This window comes from Mammaliicoccus fleurettii (assembly GCF_003970575.1).
In the GTDB taxonomy this organism is placed as follows: domain Bacteria; phylum Bacillota; class Bacilli; order Staphylococcales; family Staphylococcaceae; genus Mammaliicoccus; species Mammaliicoccus fleurettii.
In genome coordinates, this window is record NZ_RXWZ01000230.1 from 1 (window position 1) to 23844 (window position 23844).

Below are 23844 nucleotides of genomic sequence, written 5' to 3' on the forward strand. Positions count from 1 at the left end.
TTAATATTTCATGGTTAAGAGCATACATTTCGTTATATTTATTTTTAATAAATTTAATTAGTTTAAAGTGTTTGACTATAGAGATAACTCCAATAATCCATAGGAAAAATGTAAATATAGCATTGTCTACCATGAATGAAATAATGAATACACCTAGTATTAAATATAAAATAATCAATTTGAAGAACTTGATATATTTCGGGATTTTTAGGAAGTATAAATCTTTATCGTACATACTGACAATCGATTTTTTATCCTTTTTAAAAAAATATATTATCTTATTCATAGTCATAGTCATTACCTAATAAAGCGATTTATAAAATTTAAAATTTTAATCTTGAAGAGGTAATATAATGTAATAAATATAGATATAGATGTAATTGTGTAGAACAATGCGTTACCTGTAATAATGTTTATAGAGCTATAGCTAAGTAGTACAGTAATAACTAGTGATATAATTAACTTTAATTTTAAATTCATTCTAATACCTCCATTTTATTTCTATTTAAATAATACAAAGTTGGGTACATTCTTAAAGTGTTCCTATTTATCACTGCTCTAAATTTCAAATTTCAACATCAATGCTTTATGATCACTTACAGTATTTTTAATAGGCTCAGATTTTTCATGAACTAAATTTTTTGATACAAAAATATGATCTAATTTATTCTTATTCCAAGTTGGTTCTTCAGTAATTGCGGGATCAAGATATTGTTCTAAAATATCTAACTTTTCTGAAAGAGTTGACTTTTCCCCGAGATTATTCTCATTGTAATCACCAGCCAGAATTTTAAAATCAATTTCATCACTATCTTTTTTAGAAAATTCTAAAATGTTTTCCCACATTGCTTTTTTTTCAAAGCTATTATTAATAAGTATTGTTTTACCATTTTTTTTATATACTGATTCATATAAAGGTAGGTGTACAGAATAAATAGCTACATTTTTATTATTTACTTTAAATAAAGCACCACATTGTCTATTTAGAAATCCATCTTCATAAAAAGCAGGAAGCATTTTTAAAAATTGAGCTAAATTAATCTTATAGAATATTCTTGTATTAACAGGTTTTTTACCATCTATACTTTTAACAAAAGAATAACCTTCTTCTAGCAGTGTTTCCTCTAATTGTCGACCTGAAGCATCATAATTCGTAGAGTTTGAACCAAACTCCTGAAATGTTATAAAATCTGGATCATATTTCAAAACAAAATTCTCTATATCTATAGTGTTTCTTTCTATCCATTTAGATGGTTTATTGAAGTTTAAGTTTAGATTAAGCATTATATAATTCTTTTTCATAATATATCTCCTTTTTGTTAGACAACTTAATGTATTACAGAAATTACTAATCACACTCTAGTTTGTTGATTGATGTTTCAACAATTAATATTAAATATTTTGTATAGCAATTAAATGTTTTATTTAATGGGAGGTGGTCGTGAATAATTCATATAAATTTCCTTTCAACGTTTTTTTGTTTATTTGTCAAACTCTTTACGACAAATAGTTGAAAAAATATTGAGAGATTAACTCTCAATTTCAAAAATATATTTGTAATAAGCAAAAACAACAATGCCTATTACATATGATAATCTTACAACTCTGACCATAGATTCTTTCATAAAATTTTTTTGGTATTGATTTAATCCGGTGATAACATCCCTTTCTAAATATAGTTTAGGTGTTAATGATCCAACTTCTATATTTCTATCAATATTGAAAGTATGCATTTCGTTTTCGATCTTTTCCCATTCATTTAATGAAAAATTTGAAGAGTATTTAAATGCTCCCTCTATAATACTGGAAGATGAAATTTTCAAAATTGTAGTAATTGAAATTGCATCAATAGTTTTTGGATCATATTCCTTAAATTCATGATTTATAAAAGACTTAATATTTTTCTCAATTAATGGTATTTCACTTTCTGAGATAGTTGATTGTAATGATTCTTGAAGTTGAAATTGAATAGATTCTATAAAATATTTTGTTTCATATGATAATCTGACATTTATATAATCTCTCATAATTAAGCCCTACCTTTTTGTCGTAATGATTGACTACGTTATATGATATGAATATATCATATAGATTTTAATGAAACAAGTGTTTTGTGTTAATTGGTGCAAACTAAATCATTTATTATCCATTCACATCATATTTTATCCTTAAGAAACTAATGATATTATCCATAAATATGTATATATTAAGATATGATTTCTTTAAATTATTAAAGGTTATTTCTCAAAACGTTAATATTGCCAAACTGTTGCGATTTTATTCGCTCACAGATGGAGTCCGCAAATTGCACAAGCAATTTGTGTTCAATTGAAAATACGTTTAAAAGCACTTCTCGATTTATTCGGGAAGTGCTTTTTTTGTTTAAAATTTTAATGAATAAATATAAACGTATTTCAGCGGCTTCTCGACATCTTTTCATTCTGAATGAAAATGGATAAACTTATGAAAAGAATAGTAATATCATAAAATAATCATTTGAATATATGTATAAAGCACATCTTGGATACATCCCAGATGTGCTTTAATATTTACTTGCTTGTATTTTGTAAATACATTTTTTTATATAAACCATCTTTATTCATGAGTTCACTGTGAGTACCACTTTCAACGATACCATTTTTAGTGATTACATAGATAATATCAGCGTTTTGTATTGTTGTTAATCTATGTGCAATAACAATGGTTGTTCTATTTTGGGATAATTGTTCAAGGGACTGCTGCACTAATTGCTCACTGAAATTATCTAGAGCACTCGTAGCTTCATCGAAAATAACGATTTCTGGATTCTTTAGAAACATACGTGCGATACTGATACGTTGTTTTTGCCCTCCAGATAATTTAGCACCTTTTTCACCTAGTAAAGTATGATAACCATCTGGTAAATCAGAAATAAATTCATGAGCATTTGCGAGTTTAGCAGCTTGAATAATGTCTTCCATCGAAGCATCTGGATTACCGTATTTAATATTTTCATAAGCTGAAGTTGAAAATATAAACACGTCTTGCTGTACTAGACCAATCGCATTTCTCAAATAATTTAAATTTATGTCTCTAATATCAAGACCATTAAGTAAGATTTGACCGCTATCAACGTCATAAAATCTTGGAAGTAAGTTAGCAATAGTTGATTTTCCAGATCCAGAAGGTCCAACCAATGCAACAAATTGTCCTTTTGGTAGAGATAAATTAAAATTATTGAGTACATGTGTATCATCATATTTAAAATTAATATTTTTAAACTCAATTTGTTCAATAGAATTTAATTTCAATTCACTATTGTTTTGAATCTTCGGTTCTAATCCCATTAATGAATGAAATCGATTGAAACCAGAAATCCCTTCATTATATTGTACTGATAATCGCACAAACACATCGATGGGGGCTGTAATATTACCTACGTATAATATAAAAGTAAGTAACGCGGGTATAGTTAATTCTTCATTTATGATTAATAGAGAACCTGCAATAATAATGACAACAGGCATTGCCTGCATTAAGGAACCCACAATTTCACTGTAGTAAGCTTCTAATTTGTGAACTTTCTTTTTAATATTTATAGATTCTTCATTTAATGTCATATATTTTTCATGTTCATATTGTTCACTTGTAAATGACTTTGTAACTTTTATACCCGATAAAGAATTCTCTAATTCTCCGTGTATCTGACCAGTTTTTTCTTTATCTTGTTCATATATTGCAGATAATTTTTTTAGAAAATAAAAGTAGATTATTATGCATAAAGGAACGAAAAATATTAGGATTATTGTTAATTTAATATCTATAAAAGATAAGATAATAATGGCACCAACAAACCTTACCATATACATTAGTAAATCTTCTGGTCCATGATGATACAACTCTGATAGATTCTCTAAATCTTTTGTTAATCGAGACATTAAACTACCAGTACTAGTGTTATCAAAATAACTATGTGGTTGTTTTTGTATATGTTCATATAATTCTTCACTCATATCTTTTTCCATTTTGGCACCCATTACATGTCCATAGTAATCGATAAAGACATGACAACAAAACTGAATGAAGATGAGTAGCAGCATTAAACCACCGAGAAGATAAACATATTTAACATTTTGATCATTAAAATTACTAATTAAGTTCTCGGTAATATACTTGATAATTAAAGGTATACATAGTGTGCTAACCGTTACAAAGAGTGAACATAATAATGTTAAGCTAAATATTTTTTTGTATGGTTTGTAATAAGAAATAAATTTTTGTAGTTTCAATGAAATTACTCCTTAAGTTTTATTGGTGTCGTTTACCAATAAACCTAAAAGCAGTATTAAGTTTTATAGGTAAACGACCTCGTTGGCTGAAGTTACCGTTAATTTATTATTGTTTACTGGCATTTTAGAAATCCTCCTATATGTTATTAACAAGAATTTTGTCTATTTCATTATATGTAACTTAACAAATTAAATCAATTAGTTTTCTGAAAAGTCAGAATAATATTGTTGTTATGACTTAATGAAAGGTAGACTTTTTCTTTTTTTAAATCTTATTTATACAACTGTATGACACTATATGAAATGAACTGCTTTTTCTCTAGGGTTCGTGGATAGGTAGTCTAATAAATATTTAACATTATTTATATTTGCCGAATTCAAATCGCGCTGATATAATTATGAAAGTTTGTGTACTTAAATAACTGATAAGGGGATGTTATTTATGAAAGTGAGATTATCAGAGTATGATCCAAAGTGGAGTAAATCTTTTGAGAATGAATGCGATGCTATGAGAGAAATCTTTGGAGATGAGATTGTACGTTTTGAACATTTTGGTAGTACATCCGTTCTGGGAATGAAAGCTAAGCCAGTTGTAGACATGATGATACTAGTTAAGGATATAAACGAAATAGATAATTTTAATGATCAATTAGAATTATTAGGATACGATGTAGCTGGGGAATGGGGTATTGAAGGTAGGAGATTACTACGTAAGGGCGGAGACAACAGGTCACATCATATTCATATTTATCAACAAGATCATCCAGAAATATATCGTCATTTAGTGATGAGAGATTACTTAAAAGAACATTCTGAAGAGGTAAAATCTTATAGTGACTTCAAAGAAAAGCTAGCTAATAAATATGATGAGACGATAGAATATAGTAAGGCTAAGAAGGAATTTGTATCTCAATTAGAACAAAGGGCAATTCAATATTATAAAGATAGAAACTAGCAATAAAAAGGGCTAGTTTATTTTTATGGAGCAATCTAACTAAAAATTATATAGTTAATAAAATAACATTATCGGTTGCTTTATTTAACTAACGTGCAATAATTTAAGTTTAAACTGAAAATGTAATATATTAAAGGTAATAAATAAAGAAGGTGATTAATATGTTCAATCAACAAGATGTTTTTGATTTGATAACTGATATAGCTAAGAAAGATAATCGCATTGAATGTGTCTTATTAAATGGTTCAAGAGCAAATCCAAATAGTATGAAAGATCAATTTCAAGATTATGATATTATTTTTTCAACTAAATATGTAAATGAATTTGTGAAAGATAAAGAATGGCACAAGCAATTTGGCGATACACTAATAATGCAAACACCTGATTATCATCCAGAGAAAAACTACTATAAAGTTTTTGGTTACCTTTTGCAATTTAAAAATATGATAAGAATTGATTTGAGGTTGATGCATCCTGACTACATATGCGAATATATCGATGATGCTTATTCAAAAATACTGTTGGATAAGACTGGTGACTACAATTCATTTAACTTTAATAAAGAAAGTCAGATGTATTACACAAAACTAGTTTCTGAATATGAATTTAACAAAATAATTAATGAAATATACTGGGTAAGTACTTATGTAATTAAAGGAATAGCAAGAAAAGACTTTATGTATGCTGAATATATGTTGTCGAATCCGGTGAAAACAGAATTTATTAAATTGATAAAGCAATTTATTTTATCGGAGAAGGATATAAAAGAATATAATTTTGGTAAAGTGAATCAACGTATCTTAGAATATGAAGGAATAAATGCTGATTTTATAAAGATTCATTGTAACAACAGCTTAGAAACAGTAGAAGAAAATATTAAATATATTATTGAAAAGACACATCATATAACAATTAAGATATCAAAAAAACAAGGTTTTCGATATAACAAAGAAGAGTACGAAGCTGTAAAGTTCTATATGGCTAATATTTTATCAACTAAGGATGATTGACATGTCTAGTTTAATTGAAAACTATATTAAAACTATTGAAAAAGGTATAACTAATATTATTCATGAACAGTTGATAGGAATCTATATTCATGGATCATATGCACAAGGTACTTTTAAATGGGAAAGATCAGATATAGATATGATAGTTTTAATAAAGGATAATTTATCAACGGAACAAAAAGAGAAGTTACTAAAGCTATTTATATCAATAAAAGATGAAGGTCCCAAAAAAGAAATAGAAATATCGTTTTTAAATTTTAAAAATTTAACTGAAGAACGTCATCCATATTCATATGAATTTCACTATTCTCCATATTGGTATAAGCATTTTGAAGAAAACAAATGGCAACTAACTACAGAACAATATAAGACTGATCCTGATTTATCTAGTCATATAATGAATCTTAGATCAAAAGGAATAATTGTTTGTGGTCCAGATATTGATATTGTATTTCCGGTTATTTCTGAGCAAGAATTTATTGAAAGTGTATTGTATGATGAATCAGATGCACCATTAAATAACGTAGACACAATTATGAATTTATGTAGAAGTTATTATTTCTATAAAGAAGTTAGAATTATATCAAAATTAGAAGGATTGAAGTGGATGATGAAATTCACTTCAAATTTTAATGAATTACTAGATACGGTACAAACATTGTACGATAATAATCAATTTGTGATACCTGCTGAATATACTGAAGAAGCTAAAAGATTTAAATATTATATTGATGAATTAAAAAAAGGGTAGTTATTTTGATTAAATATTAGAGAAATGGAGTCAAACATGAATATTTACCAAACAACTGTTTTTTCGCACAATGATATAGGTGGTAATCCTTGTCCTGTCATTTTAAATGCAGATGATATGTCTTTTGATGCAATGATAAATGTCGCTAAAGAGTATAATGTTGAAGTTGGTTTTGTGCTGAAAACTAGTGATGCATCATGTGATTACCAATTTAAATACTTTGTACCTAAAAGAGAAATGGAAATGTGTGTGCATGCCACGATAGCATGTGTCACGGTTCTAAAAGAAGAAGGACTATTAAATAAAGACCATTTATTAGTCGAAACTTTATCTGGAACGTTGAGTATTGATGTTATCGGAGAGGACTCTGACTTTAAAGTACAAGTAAAACAAGGTGAAGCGAAAATAGGTAATAATAATATTGATAAGTCAGTTATTGCAAAAGCATTAAATATTTCAGAAAATGATGTCTCAAACAATCCAATAAAAAATGTTTCAACATCTAGATTTAAAACGATTATTGAATTAAATGAACTTGAAACGTTAAATAATTTAAATCCTCAATTTGATTATTTATGGGAAGTATGTGATCAAATTGGTTCAACAGGATTTTATCCATTTGTTCGAGTAGATGAAGGCATATATCATGCAAGGCAATTTCCTAACAATAATGGATATAACGAAGATCCAGCAACTGGTGTTGCAGCGTCAGCATTAGGGATATATATAGAACAAGTACTTAATCATAAATATGATGAAATTACTATTTACCAAGGATTTGCGATGAATAGACCAAGCAAAATATTAGTAGTTTCAAATGGTAATACTAACAGCGTAGTTGGACAAGCGGTTATCAGGTAGATAAATGGAAGGTGCATTTTTTATTTGTATTTTTTGCACTTCATTTTTATTTAGCGTATTCTTAAGGTATTAAATGAATGTAGGTGATGTTTATGATAGAAAAGTTACATCAAGTTATGTTATATGTTGATAATCAAGAAAAAGCTATAGAATTTTGGAAAGATGTATTAAACTTTGTAGTTAAGTCTGAAGATGAGTTGCCTGAAGGATTCAAGTCTGTAGAGATTGCACCTAATGAACATGCTGAGACTTCCTTTGTATTATTTGATAAAGCATTTATTAAAAAGTACAGTCCTGAGGTTAGTATGGAGACACCGTCGTTAATGTTCAAAGCATCAAACTTTGATGAGTTGTACAAGTCGTTAAACGAACAAGGATTAACAGGTCATGATATCATTGAAATGCCTGAGGGTAGAGTATTCAACTTTCATGACAAGCAAGGTAATTACTTTGCTATAACAGAATAAGCTGGAGGGAATTTAAATGTTAGAACAACAGTTCCAAATTTCATACAATATGCTATCAGATATTATTAAAGATATTGATGAGAAACAAGCAGATTTTCAATTAGAATTGGCTAAAAATAATATTAAATGGCAACTTGGTCATTTAATTATGGCGAATGAGTCATTCGTATTTGGTAGTAAAGAAGAAGGGAATTTACTTGGTGAAAAATTAGGTAAATCATTCTCACCTGGCACTTCACCAGAAAGTTTCACGGGTGTTGAACCAACTTTCCAAGAATTGAAAGGTATTTTAAATCAACAGTTAGAAAGAATATTAAATGCTTTAGATGTTCAAATGGATAAATCAAGAAAAGAACCATTAGCAAATATGACTACATTTGGTGAAACAATTTCATTTGCAATTATTCATACAAATTATCATATCGGTCAAATTAATTTAATGAAAACAATGTTAACTAAATTAGATCAAGGCGTATAAAAAATAGAAAAGAGGCTGTGACATTTATTGTCGCAGCCTCTTGTTATATTATAGGCAGTAGATTTCTGTTTAACTTCTATTTTAGGCATGCTTTTTAAAGAAGTTGGTATAAAAAGACGGTGTATTAAAAGCAGTTCCCAGCAAAATTGCTTATAAGGGGTGCGCTAAAAGCAGTTTTCAGCAAAATTGCTGATAAGAGGAGCATTAAAAGCAGTTCCCAGCAAAATTGCTTATAAGGGGTGCGCTAAAAGCAGTTTTCAGCAAAATTGCTGATAAGAGGAGCATTAAAAGCAGTTCCTACCAAAATTGCTGATAAGAGGAGTATTAAAAGCAGTTCCCAGCAAACTTACTTATAAATCAGTCCATATGCACATAACTTGATTGAATTGTAGCTTTTGATATGATTGTTACACTAAAAAAGAAAGAGCCTTAAACACTAATTTGTTTTAGGCTCTTTCTCATTTTTATTTGAACATTCAAAACATAAGAGTGTTTTATCTTCTTGTACGACGCCTTCAATAAAGCCACTATTACAATAAATATTTGAATTGCATGCTTTACATTTTCCGACAAATTCTTTTTCCATTTAATCACACCTTAAAATTCTATTTTCGTTCTTAAAAATGATATGATAATTATATATAGACTAACATATTTTTTATTGGAGTGATTGAAATGGCTTTAGAAATGAAACCGAATTGCGAAAAATGTGGTTATGAATTTCATAGTAAGAGTAACGCATTTATCTGTGTGAAGGAACATACATTTTGTAGAGAATGTGCGGAAAATTTATTTTACGTATGTCCTGAATGTAATGGTGAACTTGTTGTTCGTCCTAAAGTTCAAGCTGATGAGAATAAAATAATTAGAGATAGATAATATATAGATGAGGTGATGTATTGAATATTTCTATTTTAAATGTAGAAGATGTAAATAAAATAGTTCCAATATTTGATGAATATCGCGTTTATTTTGATCAACAATCTAATGTAGATGCTGCTTATGATTTTTTGTATAATAACTTATCTAATAATGATGCTGTTATTTTTGTTGCTGAAGATGAAGAAGGTGTAATTGGATTTTTACAATTATATTCGATGCTGTCTTCGATGAAAATGTCAGAAATGTTGATTATAAATGATTTATATTTAACAGATGCAGCTAGAGGTAAACACATAGGAGAGCAGTTAATGCATCAAGCATTTAAATATGGTAAAGATAGTGGCTATGAGACAATATATTTAGAAACTGAAAAATCTAACATCGGTGGTAATCGGTTATATACGAAACTTGGCATGCAAGTCGACGATGAGCATAATTATTATAGTAAAGAATTATAAAATTAAGGTGAGAGGTGAATTTTAAATGAAAGCAATTGGATTTAAAAGAACTTTTGATTTGAAAGAATCAAATGAATTTGAAGAGCTTGATTTACCTATTCCTAAAGCTAACGGGCGAGATATATTAGTAAACGTGAAAGCAGTTAGTATTAATCCAGTAGATACAAAATCAAGAGTTACCAATGAAGGTGAATTTAAAATATTGGGTTATGATGCTGTAGGTGTTGTTGAAGCGGTAGGAGATAAAGTTGAATTGTTTCATGTAGGTGATGAAGTATATTATTCAGGTTCAAACATGCGTCAAGGATCTAATGCAGAATATCAATTAGTTGATGAGAGGCTTGTAGGTATTAAACCTGAATATTTATCTTACGCCGAAACAGCAGCATTACCTTTAACAGCAATTACATCATTTGAAGCACTTATTGAAGGATTAAGTATATCGACTAATCCAGAAGATAATAAAGATAAAAAGTTACTCATAATAAATGGTGCTGGAGGAGTAGGGTCAATTGCTACTCAAATTGCTAAAGACCTTGGATTAACTGTTATAACGACAGCATCTAGAAAAGAAACGAGAAGATGGTCTGAAAAAATGGGAGCTGACATTGTATTAAATCATAAACACCATTTACCAGACGAATTAAAAGCACATAAAATCAATGAAGTAGATTATATATTTAATACGCATAGTAGTGATGCTTACTTTAATGTAATGGCAGAAATGATTAAGCCTAGAGGTAGAATCGTTGCGCTTGTTAACTTTATGAGCAATGTTAATTTAAACTTATTAAAAGATAAAAGTGTAACATTCTCATTTGAATTTATGTTTACAAGACCAAAATACGAAACAGAAGATATGAAAGCACATCATGAATATTTAAGAAAATTGACATATTTACTTGATAGAGGAACAATCAAAACAACCTTCCACACTAAATTAAAAGGACTAAGCGTAGAAAGTATAACAGAAGCGCATAGATTAATTGAAGAAGGCAAAAGTATTGGAAAAATTGTAATAGAATATTAGAGATATGTACGATTCATCTGAAATCTATATATTTAAAAAGTAGCTATTTCTAACGATTTTGTAAAGTGCTGACGCCTGAGGGAATAGTATGTGTGAGAGACTACAGGCTCGAGCCATACCCCTAGGCAAGCATGCACTTTACAAAATCGTAAGATAAAAAATAAGCATATCACCGTAAACTTTAAAAAATCAGTTTAGGGATATGCTTATTTATTTTGAGTTAGGATTCATGTCCTAACTTTTTAAAATACATATTAATAGTCGTTTTCGTTTGCTAGACGTCTCAAGTGTGGATACTTAGAACGTACTACATATACTAGAAGTGTAAGAGCTGCGAAAACAATCGCAATAAGTCCTATTATTAGCATTGATTGTCCATACGATACATCACTTGTGAAGTTAAAGATATTTTCTCTTAAAGCTTTAATGACATAACTCATTGGCGAGAATGGATGTAAGTCTTGGAAGATCTTACCTGATAATTGTATTGGGAAAGTTCCTTCACTAGAACCTAATTGTAGTATCAGTAAAATGATTGCTAAGAATTTACCAATATTACCAAGTACTACAGTTAAGAACGTTACAATCATATATGCTGCGATACTCCATAATAGTAATGTTAAAGTAAAGTAACCCGGATTAGCTATTTCAATTTCAAATCCGTATAAGCACAATATAGTTAATACTAAGGCGGATCCAATAGCTTGCATCATAAATATAGTAAACTTACTTAACCACCATTTAAATCCAGTTGATTCTCCAATTCGTTTGTCGATAGGGTATACTGCTGAGAAAGCAACAGCTCCAACATATAAACTCAATGAAAGGATATATGGTGCGAAACTTTGACCATAGTTGTCTACTTCGGTTAAATCATCTTCGTTTGAAACAACAGGACTGTTTATCGCTTTAACATTTTTCTCGTTAAAGTTTTGGTCTTCTGATTGTTTGATTGCTTTATCAATATTTTGTTTTAATTTATCATTATTTTGTTGTAAATCATTTAAACCTTGAGATACTTGCATACTTCCTTGTAAAAGTTGTTGTCCTTCTGCTCCAGCCATTGGTGCTAAATGTTCTAAGCCAGATTCAACTTGTTTATTTCCATCGATAAGTTGTGACTCTGCATCTGACATTTGGCCAAGCGCTTTAGAAGTATCTTTATAACCATCTGTAAGCTTGTTCATACCTTTAAATGATTCGGAGATATATTTTTCACGAACAGAAGAACTTAAATTGTCTTCAACTGCTGTTACAGCTTTAGAGGCAATTTGAGAGCCTGTGTAACTATATCCTGGATTAGTCTTTACATTAAAGTCGATTTTTTTAGGATTCTTGTCTAACATTGAACCAGCATGTTTAGTAGTATCAGAAGGAATTGAAATAACTGCGAATGAGTTACCTTCTTCTAAATGTTTATCTGCAGTTTCTTGGTTAACAAATTCCCATTTGAATTTATCGTTGTCTTTTAAATTATCTTCTACATCGTTACCTATATTTGTTTTCTTACCATTTACTTCTCCGCCATTATCGTTATTAACGACAGATATTTTTAACTGATCTGTCTTGCCATAAGGATCCCATAAAGAGCCTACGAAAACAGAACTATAAATAAGTGGTATTAACATGATTGCAATTAAGGAAACAAGTAAGAATTTATGTGTCCACAGATTTTTTATGTCATCAAACATGTTTAGCATCGTCCTTTCCTGTTATAAGATTATTAGCTTTCTCAAGTTGTTTAACAAATGTGATGATTTCGTGATCTGAGAAATGAGAAGAAAGTTTACGATTAAATGTTTCGTAAATAATATCTTCAGTACGGATAACAAGCTTCATTCCTTTTTCAGTTAACAGAACGGACTTCTCTCTTTTATCTTCACCTTGTTCAATTGAAATAAGTTCGAGGTTTTTTAATTTGTTTATTCTATTTGATATAGCTGTTTTAAAAACACCTTGTTTAGTAGCGATAAAACCATAAGTACATTTAGGAAAATCTTTAATTATTTTTAAAGTTTGATATTGTTCTTTAGAAATAACTTCATCTAATCCAGTATTATTTAAAATTTTACCTACTTCACTATGAATATTAATAATAGATTCTTGAAATAAGTTAAATGCCTTTTTTAATTCGTGTTCTATTTTAGTACACCTCCTGTACTTAATATAAAGAATATAGTACACCCTATGTACTATAAATGCAAGAGTTTTAATTAAAAAAGAAACAATCGTTTGCATTTAAAGGTTGCTATTTAAAATTAAAAAGCTAATTTTATTGAATAAAAATAATGCAATCGTTTGCATAAAAATGTTGACATTTTAACTTTTTACATATATTATAAATCTATATTAAATTTTGTAAGCGATTACAATTATGGAGGGATTATCTATGGCTGAAATGAAATTAGAGAATATAAAGAAGACTTACGACAAAGGTAATACAGTGGTACATGATTTTAACTTACATATTAAAGATAAAGAGTTTATTGTTTTCGTCGGTCCATCAGGGTGTGGAAAGTCTACAACTTTGAGAATGATCGCAGGATTGGAAGACATTACATCAGGAAATTTTTTAATCGATGATCAAAGAATGAATGATATCGCACCGAAAGATAGAGATATCGCAATGGTCTTTCAAAATTATGCTTTATACCCACATATGACAGTCTATGACAATATGGCATTTGGTCTTAAACTTCGAAAAATGAATAAAAAAGAAATCGATAAAAGAGTTCAATACGCAGCTGAAATTCTTGGATTAATGGAATATTTGCCGAGAAAGCCTAAAGCTTTATCAGGTGGACAAAGACAAAGGGTTGCATTAGGTCGAGCAATTGTAAGAGATGCGAAAGTATTCTTAATGGATGAGCCTTTATCTAATTTAGACGCGAAATTAAGAGTTCAAATGAGAACGGAAATATTAAAGTTGCATAAACGATTACAAACAACAACGATTTATGTAACACATGATCAAACAGAAGCATTAACGATGGCAACACGTATTGTTGTACTTAAAGATGGCGATATTATGCAAATAGGCACGCCACGTGAAGTATATGATGCACCAGAGAATGAGTTTGTTGCACAATTTATTGGATCACCCGCAATGAATATCTTTGACGCAAAGGTTAATAATGATGAATTAGTGATTGGTGAACAAGTGATTAAATTAAATGAAAGTAAAGCGCGCATGCTGAATCATAATGGCTATGATGGTAAGACGATACGTTTCGGTATTAGGCCAGAAGATATTCATGATGAGCCTGTATTTATCAATGCTAATAAGGATGTAACTTTTAAGACTAAAGTACTTGTCAGTGAATTATTAGGTTCTGAAATCATGATTCATGGATTATTTAATGATGAAGAAATTTGTGCCAAGTTAGATGCAAGAACAGTCATTCATCCAAATGATGAAATTGAGCTCGCTTTAGATTTAAATAAATGTCACTTCTTTGATAAAGAAACTGGGGAAAAAATAAAAAATTAATTTATTTAGTGAATAAATAATTAATGAAAGAAGGGGATTAGATGAAACATTTAATAAAAATTGGCTCAATACTACTCGTGATATTATTACTTGCAAGTTGTGGTCCTAATCGAACACAAGAAGATATTGATAAAGCACTTAACGATGATGAAAAAACAGCCAAACCTAAATCACTTACGATGTGGGTAGACGGTGATAAACAAATGGCTTTTTACAAGAAAGTAACGAAAGATTATACAAAAAAGACGGGTATTAAAGTGATTCTTAAAAATACAGCACAAGATGATCAAGTAGATAACTTATCACTTGATGGACCATCAGGTAATGGACCTGACTTATTCTTTCAACCACATGATCGTGCAGGTGATGCATATTTGCAAGGGTTAGCGGCAGAGATTGATTTTACGGATGAAGAATTAAAAGGTTATTCCAATGAAGCACTGCAAGCTTTAAATTATGAAGGTAAACAATTAGCATTACCCGTTATCGTAGAATCAACTGCTGTTGTCTATAATAAAAAGCTTGTTAAGACACCACCAAAGACAATGGATGAAATTGAAAAAATTGCGAAAGATGTTACTCACAAAGATAAAAAACAATATGGATTTATGTTTGATGCAAAGAACTTCTACTTTAATTATCCATTTTTATTTTCACAAGGGGGATACATTTTTAAAGAAGAAAAAGATGGATTTAATACAAACGATGTTGCAGTAAATGATCCTTCTGTTATTAAAAATGGCGAGAGATTACAATCATGGTACGACAAAGGTTATATTACGAAGTCGGCTAATCAAGATGTTATTGTAGGGCTATTTAAAGAAGGGAAAGTAGGCATGTTTGTGACAGGTCCATGGCAAACGAATGAATTTAAAGAAGCGCTAGGCGATGATTTCGGAACAGCGACATTCCCAACTGATAATGGTAAAGAAATGAAACCATTCCTAGGGGTAAGAGGTTGGTTTATATCCGAATATAGTGAAGAGAAATACTGGGCTAAAAATTTAATGCTGTATTTAACAAATAAAGATAATATGCAGAAATACACAGATGAAATGCAAGAAATTACTGGCCGTACAGATGTTTCTTCTAAAAATGAATTATTAAAGCCATATGAAGAACAAGCTCAAAATGCTATTCCGATGCCAAATATTCCTGAGATGAGTCAAGTATGGGACCCAATGGGAAATGCAGCAGTATTTATGTCCAACGGTAAAGATCCTAAAGAAGCGCTTGATGAAGCGAAGAATGGCATAGATGAACAAGTAGAGATTATGAATGCATCTAAAAAATAAAGGAAGGTGAAATTGTGAAAATGAGAAATCCAAAATTAGCAGCTATACTATCGATTATTCCGGGTATTGGCCAATTCTATAATAAAAGATATATAAAAGGCAGTATATTTATCGTATTTTTTATTAGTTTTATGTCAGTATTTTATCAATTTATGAATATTGGATTCTGGGGATTATTCACTTTAGGTACAGTGCCTAAATTAGATGATTCAAGGGTTCTATTAGCACAAGGTATCATTTCGTTATTATTAATTGCATTTGCAACCACTTTATATGTCGTTAATTTAATAGATGCTTATCGTAATGCAGATCAATATAATAAAGGATTTGAAATTAAGAATAGTAAAGGTCGAATAACGGCAACATGGGATAAGACTTTCCCATACTTATTGATATCACCGGGTATATTTTTATTGATTTTTGTTGTCGTATTTCCACTTTTATTTATGTGTTTTTTAGCTTTTACAAATTACAATTTATATAATGCACCACCTAGACATTTATTAGAATGGGTAGGGTTTGATAACTTTAAATCATTAGTTACAGTACCTATTTGGAAGACGACATTCTTTAGCGTATTAACATGGACGATTGTTTGGACTTTAGTTGCGACAACTTTACAAATCGCGCTAGCGTTATTGCTCGCTATAATTGTCAATCACCCACTTATTAGATTTAAAAAGCTTATTAGAACAGTATTAATCTTACCTTGGGCAGTCCCATCGTTTGTGACAATATTAATCTTTGCAGCCATTTTTAATGATGATTTTGGTTCGATTAATAATGATATCTTACAACCGTTATTCGGTTTTGCACCAGCATGGTTAAATGATCCATTCTGGGCAAAGATTGCTATAATTTTAATTCAAGTATGGCTTGGGTTTCCATTCGTATTTGCTTTGTTTACAGGTGTTCTACAAAGTATTTCTTCAGATTGGTATGAAGCGGCAGATATGGACGGTGCATCAAGTTGGCAAAAATTTAGAAATATTACGTTTCCACATATATTATTTGCGACTGCACCATTATTAATTATGCAATACGCAGGAAACTTTAATAACTTTAATTTAATTTACTTATTTAATAAAGGTGGTCCACCTGTTTCGGGGCAGAATGCAGGTAGTACGGATATCTTAATTTCTTGGGTATATAGATTAACATTTGATATGCAAAATTATAATATGGCAGCGACCATTTCATTAATTATTGGTGTCTTTATTGCTATTATTGCATTCTTACAATTTAGAAAGACTAGTACTTTTAAAGATGAGGGGGATATTTAATGAATAAGAAGAATAAAAATATATTAAGAGCGATTATCATGTATGGCATTTTGATTATTATGTTTATCATCATTATTTACCCATTACTATGGACTTTAGGGTTATCACTCAACTCTGGTTCTAATCTTTATGGTTCTTCTATGATACCGAAAGATGCATCTTTGAAAAATTATATATATTTACTAACGGATCCATCAAGTGATTACATTACTTGGTATAAAAATACTTTAATCGTTGCGACGGCTAATGCATTATTTTCAGTGATTTTTGTTGGTTTAACGTCGTATGCATTTTCAAGGTATCGCTTTGTAGGTAGAAAATATGGACTGGTAGCATTTTTGATTTTACAAATGTTCCCTGTATTGATGGCAATGGTTGCTATATATATATTATTAAATACAATAGGCTTATTAGACTCATTATTCGGTCTCACTTTAATTTATATTGGTGGTTCCATACCGATGAATGCCTTTTTAGTAAAAGGGTATTTTGATACAATTCCTAAAGAATTAGATGAATCTGCTAAAATAGATGGTGCAGGACATATGAGGATATTTTTCGCAATTATGTTACCCTTAGCTAAACCGATTCTAGCAGTTGTGGCATTATTTAATTTTATGGGACCATTTATGGACTTTATTCTGCCAAGAATCTTATTAAGAAGTCCTGAAAAATATACATTAGCAGTCGGGTTATTTAATTTTATAAATGATAAATTTGGTAACAACTTTACAGTATTTGCTGCTGGAGCAATGATGATTGCAATACCAATTTCTATTGTATTCTTATTATTACAGAGATACTTAGTAACTGGTTTAACAGCAGGTGCTACAAAAGGATAATAAAGGAGTGATCTCGTGGTTACAATAAAAGATGTTGCGAAAGAAGCAAACGTTGCACCATCAACAGTATCAAGAGTGATTAGTGGGCATAAAAGTATAAGTGATAAGACATCAAAAAAAGTTAAAGCTGTGATGAAGCAATTGGGCTATCAACCTAATATTGCCGCGAGAACACTTGTAACACAAAAATCTAAAACGATTGGTTTGATTTTAAAATCAGCCTCTAAAGAAATGACGCAAAACCCATTCTTTACAGATGTTCTGATGGGGATATCAATAGCTTGTAAACAAAGGGAATACTCAACAATTATGACAACGTCAATTGAACAAGCTGACTTATTAGTTGAAGTTGAAAATCTCATTAAATCTAAATCAATAGATGGCTTTATTATGCTTTATTCAAAAGAAAATGATCCAGTTACACAATTGCTCAAAAAATATCAATTTCCTTTTGTTGTTGTAGGTAAACAATTAGGAGAAAGAGAAATCATTCATATCGACAATGATAATGTAGAAGCGAGTCAAATGATAACTGAATTTATGATTCATAAAGGTCATGATCATATAGCTTTTATAGCTGAACCGGATTCTTATGCTGTTGCATTAGATAGGGTAGAAGGCTTTAAGAAAGCGTGCGATAAACATAGCATTAACCAATATGAAATTTACCATGCAAACCCTAATAGAGATGAAATATTAGCAATCATTAAAGAAATGAAAGAAACCACTACATTTCCTACAGCGATTATTACATCAGATAGCATGATCAACATTAATTTATTAAGCGCATTATATGAACTTAATATAAGAGTGCCAGATGAAGTGATGACAGCAACTTTTAATGATTCATTTATCAATACTTTTGCTTCACCACCTCAAACTGTAGTTAATATTTATCCAGAACATTTAGGTGAGGAAGCAGGTATAGCTTTAATTAAACTGATTGAGAATCCTAATATTTTAAGAAAAAATACGGTCATTCCAACAGAAATAATAGAGAGAAAATCAACGATAAAATAAGAGGTGACTAAATAATGGAGGAACGAATTTGGTGGAAAGAAGCGGTTTGTTATCAAGTTTATCCTAGGAGTTTTAATGATTCTAATAATGATGGTATTGGTGATATAAATGGTATTAGAGAAAAGTTAGATTATCTGAAAAATCTAGGTATAGATGTGATTTGGGTTTCGCCAATATTCAAATCACCTAACGATGATAATGGCTATGATATTAGTGATTATCAAAATATTATGGATGAGTTTGGTACGATGGAAGACTTCGAATTACTTTTAAAAGAGACACATGATAAAGGTATGAAACTAATATTGGATTTAGTAATCAATCATACATCAGATGAACATCCGTGGTTTATCGAGTCTAAATCTAGTAAAGACAATCCTAAAAGAGATTGGTACATATGGCAAGAAGGAAAAGACGGCAAAGAACCTAATAACTGGGGAAGTATATTCAATGGTTCAGCTTGGGAAAGAACTGAAGAAACAGATGAATATTACTTGCATATATTCAGTAAAAAACAACCAGATTTAAATTGGGAGAAAGAAGCGGTACGTACTGAATTATACAATATGATTAACTGGTGGTTTGATAAAGGTATAGATGGTTTCCGTGTTGATGCTATTACGCATATTCAGAAGTCATTTGAAGATGGAGATATACCAGTTGAACCAGGTGATGAACAGTATAAAGCAGCATTTGAACGTTATACCAATAGACCAGGCATATTAAATCATTTACGTGAATTGAGAGATGAAACATTCAATAAATATGACATTATGACAGTAGGAGAAGCAAATGGTGTCAGTCCCGATGATGCGAATGATTGGGTAGGCTTTGATAATGGCATTTTTAATATGATTTTTCAGTTCGAACATTTAGGATTATGGAATACTGAAGATAGCGGATTTGATGTTATAAAATATAAAAATATCATGTCAAAATGGCAAGACCAACTTGAAGGAATTGGATGGAATGCGCTATTTATCGAAAATCATGATCAACCAAGACTCGTTTCAACTTGGGGAGATGATGAGCATTATTGGTATGAAAGTGCAACAAGTCATGCGACAAATTATTTCTTACAAAAAGGTACACCATTTATTTACCAAGGACAAGAAATAGGCATGACGAATTATCCATTTGAATCATTAGAAGATTTTAACGATGTTTCCGTTAAAAATGAAATTAAATTAAAAGAACAATATGGAGAAGATACATCATCTTTATTAAATAATTTGAGTAAAGTAAATAGAGATAACTCCCGTACAATGATGCAGTGGGATAATCAAGCGAATGCAGGATTTTCAACAACAAAACCGTGGTTCCACGTTAATCCGAATTACAAAACTATCAACGTAGCTGATCAATTAGAAGATGAACATTCCGTATTAAATTATTATAAGCGCTTGATTCGATTGAAAAAAGATTATGACGTCTTTAATTACGGTAAATACGAATTAGTAGATAAAGCACATAAGCAAATTTATACTTATAAGCGCATACTAAATAACGAAGAAGTCATTATCATGAGTAATTTAACAGGCGAAAAAGCCAATATCACATATCCACTCAATATAGAAAAAAGTGCGTTATTATTGCACAATTATTCAACGATAGAAAATACAAATGTATTAGAACCATTTGAAATAAGAGTATATAGAATAGAAAAATAAAGAGTTGATGGCCGAGACACGTTTTGTCTCGGCTTTTTATATGTGGAGATATAACTACCATAAATACGAATAGTGTAAAAAGAAGGTGCGCTCTTATGTACATTTCTCAGAATTCTGTCCATAACACCACCCGTTACAGACATTCTTAATTTATCATTTACAATTAACTCATATTGTTAACGCTTACTTCCATATTCGTTTTATAATAGAAATGTAGAATTGATAACTCAACGGGAGGTTATTTTATGAAAAAGTTAATGAAAGAAAAGACGAATTTTGTTGCTGATATGCTTAAAGGTATTGAAGTAATGGATAACTCAGTTGAAATTATAAGTGATAATGTCGTTGTTCGAAAAAAAGTTAAAACAAGTGGTGTCGCTTTAGTTTCTGGTGGTGGATCGGGTCATGAACCGGCACATGCTGGTTTTGTTGCTGAAGGAATGTTAGATGCTGCTGTTTGCGGTGAGGTATTTACTTCGCCAACACCAGATAAAATTCTAGATGCAATTAAACATGTTGCTACAGATGATGGCGTCCTACTGATTATTAAAAATTATGCTGGAGATGTCATGAATTTTGAAATGGCTCAAGAAATGGCCGAAATGGAAGGTATTTCATGTCAGTCTGTAATAGTCCGTGATGATATTTCTATAGATAATGAACAAGATAGAAGAGGCGTTGCAGGTACTGTTTTAGTCCACAAATATGCTGGATACTTATCTGATAATGGATATAATTTAACTGAAATTAAAGAAAAAGTAGAAGCGTTTATTGAAAGTATTAGAACGATTGGTATGGCCATATATCCTTGTTTAGTACCAACTACTGGTCAATATGGGTTTGATTTAGATGACAATCAGATGGAAATTGGTATTGGTATTCATGGTGAAAGAGGTATATATCAAGAAAAAATAGAAACGGTTGATGAAATTATAAATAGATTAATGCATGAACTTGAAAAAGAAATTTCTGATAAGTCGTTAATCGTTATGATTAATGGAATGGGTGCGACTCCAGATTCAGAACTTGCAATAATTGCGCATTATTTCAACGAATATGCATCAAATAATCAACTTGAAATCAAAAAATACTTTGTTGGAAATTATATGACAGCACTTGATATGCAAGGCTTTTCTATTACACTTGTTCCTTATCAAGAAGAACTAGAAGAGGCATTTAATGCACCAACTGAAAGTAAATATTTTAAATAGGAGGCATTTTTAATGAATGCAGAAACACTATTGAAGAATCTTAAGGATTTAAAAAATACATTTGAAGCGGAAGAACAAAATTTAACAAATTTAGATAGAGCAATTGGTGATGGAGACCATGGCGTTAATATGTTAAGAGGTTTTAAAGCGGTAGATGAGAAAGTGACTGGAGAAACAATCAGTGATGTTTTAAAATCTACAGGCATGACACTAATGAGTTCTGTAGGAGGTGCGTCAGGTCCACTCTATGGCTTCAGCTTTGTTAAAATGGCTGGACTCGATCATGATGAAATGACTCAAGACAATTTAATAGAATATATCAATACATTTAAAGAAGCTATTGCTACAAGAGGTAAAGTAACAGGCGGAGAAAAGACAATGTATGATGTATTATTAAAATCTTCAGAACATCTAGACAATGGGAATAAATTAACTGAAGAAAATTTACAACAATTTGCTGAAGATACTAAAGACTTAGAAGCAACTAAAGGTAGAGCTTCTTATTTTAAAAAGGATTCAATTGGTCATATGGATCCAGGTGCACAAAGTATGGTTTATGTATTAAAAGCTTTAAGTAAGGATGTGTAAAAATGGCTACTATAGGAATTGTTAGTCACAGTAAAGATATTGCACAAGGTGTTAAAGATTTATTAGAACAAATGTCTCCGAACGTAACAGTTATTGCAAGAGGTGGTACGAATGAAGGAGAAATTGGGACAAGTATCGACACTGTAAATGAAATTATTAATGAACTAACAGAAGATGCTATGATATTTTATGATATAGGTTCATCTGAAATGAATCTTGAGATGGCATTAGATTTATATGATGGCCCTTACAAGTTATATAAAGTTGATGGTCCAATCGTTGAAGGTTCATTTTTAGCAAGTGTATCCTTATCAACAGGTGCGACATTAGAAGAAGCGATTGACAGTATCAAGAGAGAATTTTCGTAAAGCGCTTTAATTATTTACGAATTAATAAATATTAAATGATATAATTGCTCTACTAATGATTTTAACAAGGTGGAGAAATTGGAATGAAGATATCGAACAAGAAATTATACGAAAAAGTTGCAGATGTCATCATATTGGATATTAATGAAGGACGTTTAAATATAGGAGATCGTTTACCATCTATTAAAGCGTTATCTGAGAGCTTTGGAGTAGGTCAAGCAACTATAAGAGAATCCTTAAATGCATTAAGAGCTATGGGTTTTGTAGACATCAAGCATGGACAAGGAACATTTATTATAGAAAGAGAAGAACCACAATTTAACTTTGAAGCAATAAGTGGAAATGCTAAAGACATTGAAAATTTATTAGAAGTAAGAAATATAGTCGAAGTAGGCGTTGCAAGATTAGCTGCTAAAAATAGAACTGATGAAGATTTATTAGCTATAGAATCTGCATTGCAAGATATGCAATTAGCAATAAACGAAAATGAATTAGGTGAAGCATCTGACTTGAAATTTCATCTTGCCATTGCTGATGCAGCAAAAAATGATATCTTAAAGCAATTGTTATTAAACGTTTCCGATATTATGAGACATACGATGAAAGAAACAAGAAAAATTTACTTATATACTAAAAGTAAATCAATAGAAAAATTGTATAACGAACATAAAGAAATCTTTGAAGCAATCAAAAGCAAAAATGCTAAACTAGCACAAAGTAAAATGACATTTCATTTAGAAGAAGTGGAGAAAGTTGTACTAAATAACATTAGACACTCGGATAGTTGACTAATGGTAGGAGAGCTTGGGACATAAATACCCATTCTTAAATAAAAAGAGCTAATCCATATTTTCGGATTAGCTCTTTTTTCTTTATTTATAAAATCTACGATTTTGTACGTGCATGCTTGCCTAGGG

At 30.3% G+C, this 23844-nt stretch carries 25 protein-coding genes; 19 read left to right on the top strand and 6 right to left on the bottom strand.

The genetic code is table 11. The annotated features are described in order from the left end of the window. Positions 1-558: 558 nt before the first annotated feature. From CD129_RS12780 to CD129_RS12790, 3 genes are all read right to left on the bottom strand, one after another. Positions 559-1302 (bottom strand): endonuclease/exonuclease/phosphatase family protein, encoded by a 744-nt coding sequence (locus tag CD129_RS12780; RefSeq protein ID WP_115337189.1) that lies wholly within the window; start codon positions 1300-1302, stop codon positions 559-561. Between the two features lie 227 nt (positions 1303-1529). Further along, on the bottom strand, positions 1530-2027 hold the full coding sequence (locus CD129_RS12785) for a hypothetical protein (RefSeq protein ID WP_115337190.1): 498 nt from the start codon (positions 2025-2027) through the stop codon (positions 1530-1532). 522 nt (positions 2028-2549) lie between these two features. After that, positions 2550-4268 carry an ABC transporter ATP-binding protein gene (locus CD129_RS12790; RefSeq protein ID WP_115337191.1) on the bottom strand — a complete coding sequence of 573 codons (1719 nt, stop codon included), beginning with the start codon at positions 4266-4268 and terminating at the stop codon, positions 2550-2552. A 442-nt stretch (positions 4269-4710) separates the two neighbouring features. On the opposite strand from CD129_RS12790, the gene CD129_RS12795 reads away from it, so the two are divergent. The 6 genes from CD129_RS12795 (at position 4711) to CD129_RS12820 (ending at position 8790) form a co-directional block, all read left to right on the top strand. Next, a complete protein-coding gene (locus CD129_RS12795) occupies positions 4711-5223 on the top strand; it encodes a GrpB family protein (RefSeq protein ID WP_115337192.1) in 513 nt (170 codons plus the stop codon). A 161-nt stretch (positions 5224-5384) separates the two neighbouring features. Next, positions 5385-6233, top strand: a complete 849-nt coding sequence (locus CD129_RS12800; protein ID WP_115337193.1) for an aminoglycoside 6-adenylyltransferase — start codon at positions 5385-5387, stop codon at positions 6231-6233. Position 6234: 1 nt separating this feature from the next. Then, positions 6235-6984, top strand: coding sequence for an aminoglycoside adenylyltransferase domain-containing protein (locus CD129_RS12805; RefSeq protein ID WP_160149111.1), 750 nt, complete (start codon positions 6235-6237; stop codon positions 6982-6984). A gap of 36 nt (positions 6985-7020) precedes the next feature. After that, positions 7021-7845, top strand: a complete 825-nt coding sequence (locus CD129_RS12810; protein WP_115337195.1) for a PhzF family phenazine biosynthesis protein — start codon at positions 7021-7023, stop codon at positions 7843-7845. Positions 7846-7940: 95 nt separating this feature from the next. Further along, positions 7941-8312 (top strand): VOC family protein, encoded by a 372-nt coding sequence (locus CD129_RS12815; protein ID WP_115337928.1) that lies wholly within the window; start codon positions 7941-7943, stop codon positions 8310-8312. Positions 8313-8328: 16 nt separating this feature from the next. Continuing rightward, the gene (locus CD129_RS12820) at positions 8329-8790 is read left to right on the top strand and encodes a DinB family protein (protein WP_115337196.1); all 462 of its coding nucleotides are present in this window, start codon (positions 8329-8331) and stop codon (positions 8788-8790) included. Between the two features lie 436 nt (positions 8791-9226). Here CD129_RS12820 and CD129_RS13295 read toward each other — a convergent pair whose 3' ends face one another. After that, positions 9227-9376, bottom strand: a complete 150-nt coding sequence (locus CD129_RS13295) for a hypothetical protein (protein ID WP_170167708.1) — start codon at positions 9374-9376, stop codon at positions 9227-9229. A gap of 89 nt (positions 9377-9465) precedes the next feature. Here CD129_RS13295 and CD129_RS12825 point away from each other — a divergent pair, with 89 nt between their 5' ends. From CD129_RS12825 to CD129_RS12835, 3 genes are read left to right on the top strand one after another with little or no spacing between them, the layout of a single operon-like run. Then, a complete protein-coding gene (locus CD129_RS12825; RefSeq protein ID WP_115337197.1) occupies positions 9466-9669 on the top strand; it encodes a DUF1272 domain-containing protein in 204 nt (67 codons plus the stop codon). Between the two features lie 20 nt (positions 9670-9689). Next, on the top strand, positions 9690-10130 hold the full coding sequence (locus CD129_RS12830) for a GNAT family N-acetyltransferase (RefSeq protein ID WP_115337198.1): 441 nt from the start codon (positions 9690-9692) through the stop codon (positions 10128-10130). 25 nt (positions 10131-10155) lie between these two features. After that, positions 10156-11160: a zinc-binding alcohol dehydrogenase family protein gene (locus CD129_RS12835; RefSeq protein WP_115337199.1), complete on the top strand. Its 1005-nt coding sequence runs from the start codon at positions 10156-10158 to the stop codon at positions 11158-11160. 254 nt (positions 11161-11414) lie between these two features. Here CD129_RS12835 and CD129_RS12840 read toward each other — a convergent pair whose 3' ends face one another. Then, positions 11415-12851 carry a YhgE/Pip domain-containing protein gene (locus tag CD129_RS12840; protein WP_243832027.1) on the bottom strand — a complete coding sequence of 479 codons (1437 nt, stop codon included), beginning with the start codon at positions 12849-12851 and terminating at the stop codon, positions 11415-11417. Further along, positions 12844-13344, bottom strand: a complete 501-nt coding sequence (locus tag CD129_RS12845; RefSeq protein WP_256681922.1) for a MarR family winged helix-turn-helix transcriptional regulator — start codon at positions 13342-13344, stop codon at positions 12844-12846. Before CD129_RS12845 ends, CD129_RS12840 begins: the two co-directional genes overlap by 8 nt. A 205-nt stretch (positions 13345-13549) precedes the next feature. On the opposite strand from CD129_RS12845, the gene CD129_RS12850 reads away from it, so the two are divergent. From CD129_RS12850 to CD129_RS12895, 10 genes are all read left to right on the top strand, one after another. Then, the gene (locus CD129_RS12850) at positions 13550-14650 is read left to right on the top strand and encodes an ABC transporter ATP-binding protein (RefSeq protein ID WP_115337201.1); all 1101 of its coding nucleotides are present in this window, start codon (positions 13550-13552) and stop codon (positions 14648-14650) included. Positions 14651-14691: 41 nt separating this feature from the next. Continuing rightward, complete coding sequence (locus CD129_RS12855; protein ID WP_115337202.1) at positions 14692-15945, top strand: extracellular solute-binding protein; 1254 nt, start codon at positions 14692-14694, stop codon at positions 15943-15945. A 14-nt stretch (positions 15946-15959) separates the two neighbouring features. After that, positions 15960-17228, top strand: a complete 1269-nt coding sequence (locus tag CD129_RS12860; RefSeq protein WP_115337203.1) for a sugar ABC transporter permease — start codon at positions 15960-15962, stop codon at positions 17226-17228. Beyond that, on the top strand, positions 17228-18070 hold the full coding sequence (locus CD129_RS12865; RefSeq protein ID WP_115337204.1) for a sugar ABC transporter permease: 843 nt from the start codon (positions 17228-17230) through the stop codon (positions 18068-18070). The genes CD129_RS12860 and CD129_RS12865 overlap by 1 nt, the downstream gene beginning before the upstream one ends. Positions 18071-18085: 15 nt before the next feature. Continuing rightward, entirely contained in the window at positions 18086-19090 is a 1005-nt protein-coding gene (locus CD129_RS12870) for a LacI family DNA-binding transcriptional regulator (RefSeq protein ID WP_115337205.1), read from the top strand. Between the two features lie 14 nt (positions 19091-19104). After that, positions 19105-20760 carry an alpha-glucosidase gene (locus CD129_RS12875; protein WP_115337206.1) on the top strand — a complete coding sequence of 552 codons (1656 nt, stop codon included), beginning with the start codon at positions 19105-19107 and terminating at the stop codon, positions 20758-20760. 245 nt (positions 20761-21005) lie between these two features. Continuing rightward, entirely contained in the window at positions 21006-21971 is a 966-nt protein-coding gene (dhaK, locus tag CD129_RS12880; protein ID WP_115337207.1) for a dihydroxyacetone kinase subunit DhaK, read from the top strand. A gap of 12 nt (positions 21972-21983) precedes the next feature. Beyond that, positions 21984-22559 carry a dihydroxyacetone kinase subunit DhaL gene (gene dhaL / locus CD129_RS12885; RefSeq protein WP_107510061.1) on the top strand — a complete coding sequence of 192 codons (576 nt, stop codon included), beginning with the start codon at positions 21984-21986 and terminating at the stop codon, positions 22557-22559. A gap of 2 nt (positions 22560-22561) precedes the next feature. Then, positions 22562-22927 (top strand): dihydroxyacetone kinase phosphoryl donor subunit DhaM, encoded by a 366-nt coding sequence (gene dhaM / locus CD129_RS12890; protein WP_078356917.1) that lies wholly within the window; start codon positions 22562-22564, stop codon positions 22925-22927. Positions 22928-23010: 83 nt separating this feature from the next. Beyond that, entirely contained in the window at positions 23011-23715 is a 705-nt protein-coding gene (locus CD129_RS12895) for a FadR/GntR family transcriptional regulator (protein ID WP_115337208.1), read from the top strand. Positions 23716-23844 lie beyond the last annotated feature (129 nt).

Bases quoted from the DNA above. Each gene is read 5' to 3' on its own strand.
- CD129_RS12780 (WP_115337189.1), bottom strand. From the start codon at position 1,302: ATGAAAAAGAATTATATAATGCTTAATCTAAACTTAAACTTCAATAAA.
- CD129_RS12785 (WP_115337190.1), bottom strand. From the start codon at position 2,027: ATGAGAGATTATATAAATGTCAGATTATCATATGAAACAAAATATTTT.
- CD129_RS12795 (WP_115337192.1), top strand. From the start codon at position 4,711: ATGAAAGTGAGATTATCAGAGTATGATCCAAAGTGGAGTAAATCTTTT.
- CD129_RS12800 (WP_115337193.1), top strand. From the start codon at position 5,385: ATGTTCAATCAACAAGATGTTTTTGATTTGATAACTGATATAGCTAAG.
- CD129_RS12805 (WP_160149111.1), top strand. From the start codon at position 6,235: ATGTCTAGTTTAATTGAAAACTATATTAAAACTATTGAAAAAGGTATA.
- CD129_RS12810 (WP_115337195.1), top strand. From the start codon at position 7,021: ATGAATATTTACCAAACAACTGTTTTTTCGCACAATGATATAGGTGGT.
- CD129_RS12820 (WP_115337196.1), top strand. From the start codon at position 8,329: ATGTTAGAACAACAGTTCCAAATTTCATACAATATGCTATCAGATATT.
- CD129_RS13295 (WP_170167708.1), bottom strand. From the start codon at position 9,376: ATGGAAAAAGAATTTGTCGGAAAATGTAAAGCATGCAATTCAAATATT.
- CD129_RS12825 (WP_115337197.1), top strand. From the start codon at position 9,466: ATGGCTTTAGAAATGAAACCGAATTGCGAAAAATGTGGTTATGAATTT.
- CD129_RS12835 (WP_115337199.1), top strand. From the start codon at position 10,156: ATGAAAGCAATTGGATTTAAAAGAACTTTTGATTTGAAAGAATCAAAT.
- CD129_RS12840 (WP_243832027.1), bottom strand. From the start codon at position 12,851: ATGTTTGATGACATAAAAAATCTGTGGACACATAAATTCTTACTTGTT.
- CD129_RS12850 (WP_115337201.1), top strand. From the start codon at position 13,550: ATGGCTGAAATGAAATTAGAGAATATAAAGAAGACTTACGACAAAGGT.
- CD129_RS12855 (WP_115337202.1), top strand. From the start codon at position 14,692: ATGAAACATTTAATAAAAATTGGCTCAATACTACTCGTGATATTATTA.
- CD129_RS12865 (WP_115337204.1), top strand. From the start codon at position 17,228: ATGAATAAGAAGAATAAAAATATATTAAGAGCGATTATCATGTATGGC.
- CD129_RS12875 (WP_115337206.1), top strand. From the start codon at position 19,105: ATGGAGGAACGAATTTGGTGGAAAGAAGCGGTTTGTTATCAAGTTTAT.
- dhaK (WP_115337207.1), top strand. From the start codon at position 21,006: ATGAAAAAGTTAATGAAAGAAAAGACGAATTTTGTTGCTGATATGCTT.
- dhaL (WP_107510061.1), top strand. From the start codon at position 21,984: ATGAATGCAGAAACACTATTGAAGAATCTTAAGGATTTAAAAAATACA.
- dhaM (WP_078356917.1), top strand. From the start codon at position 22,562: ATGGCTACTATAGGAATTGTTAGTCACAGTAAAGATATTGCACAAGGT.
- CD129_RS12895 (WP_115337208.1), top strand. From the start codon at position 23,011: ATGAAGATATCGAACAAGAAATTATACGAAAAAGTTGCAGATGTCATC.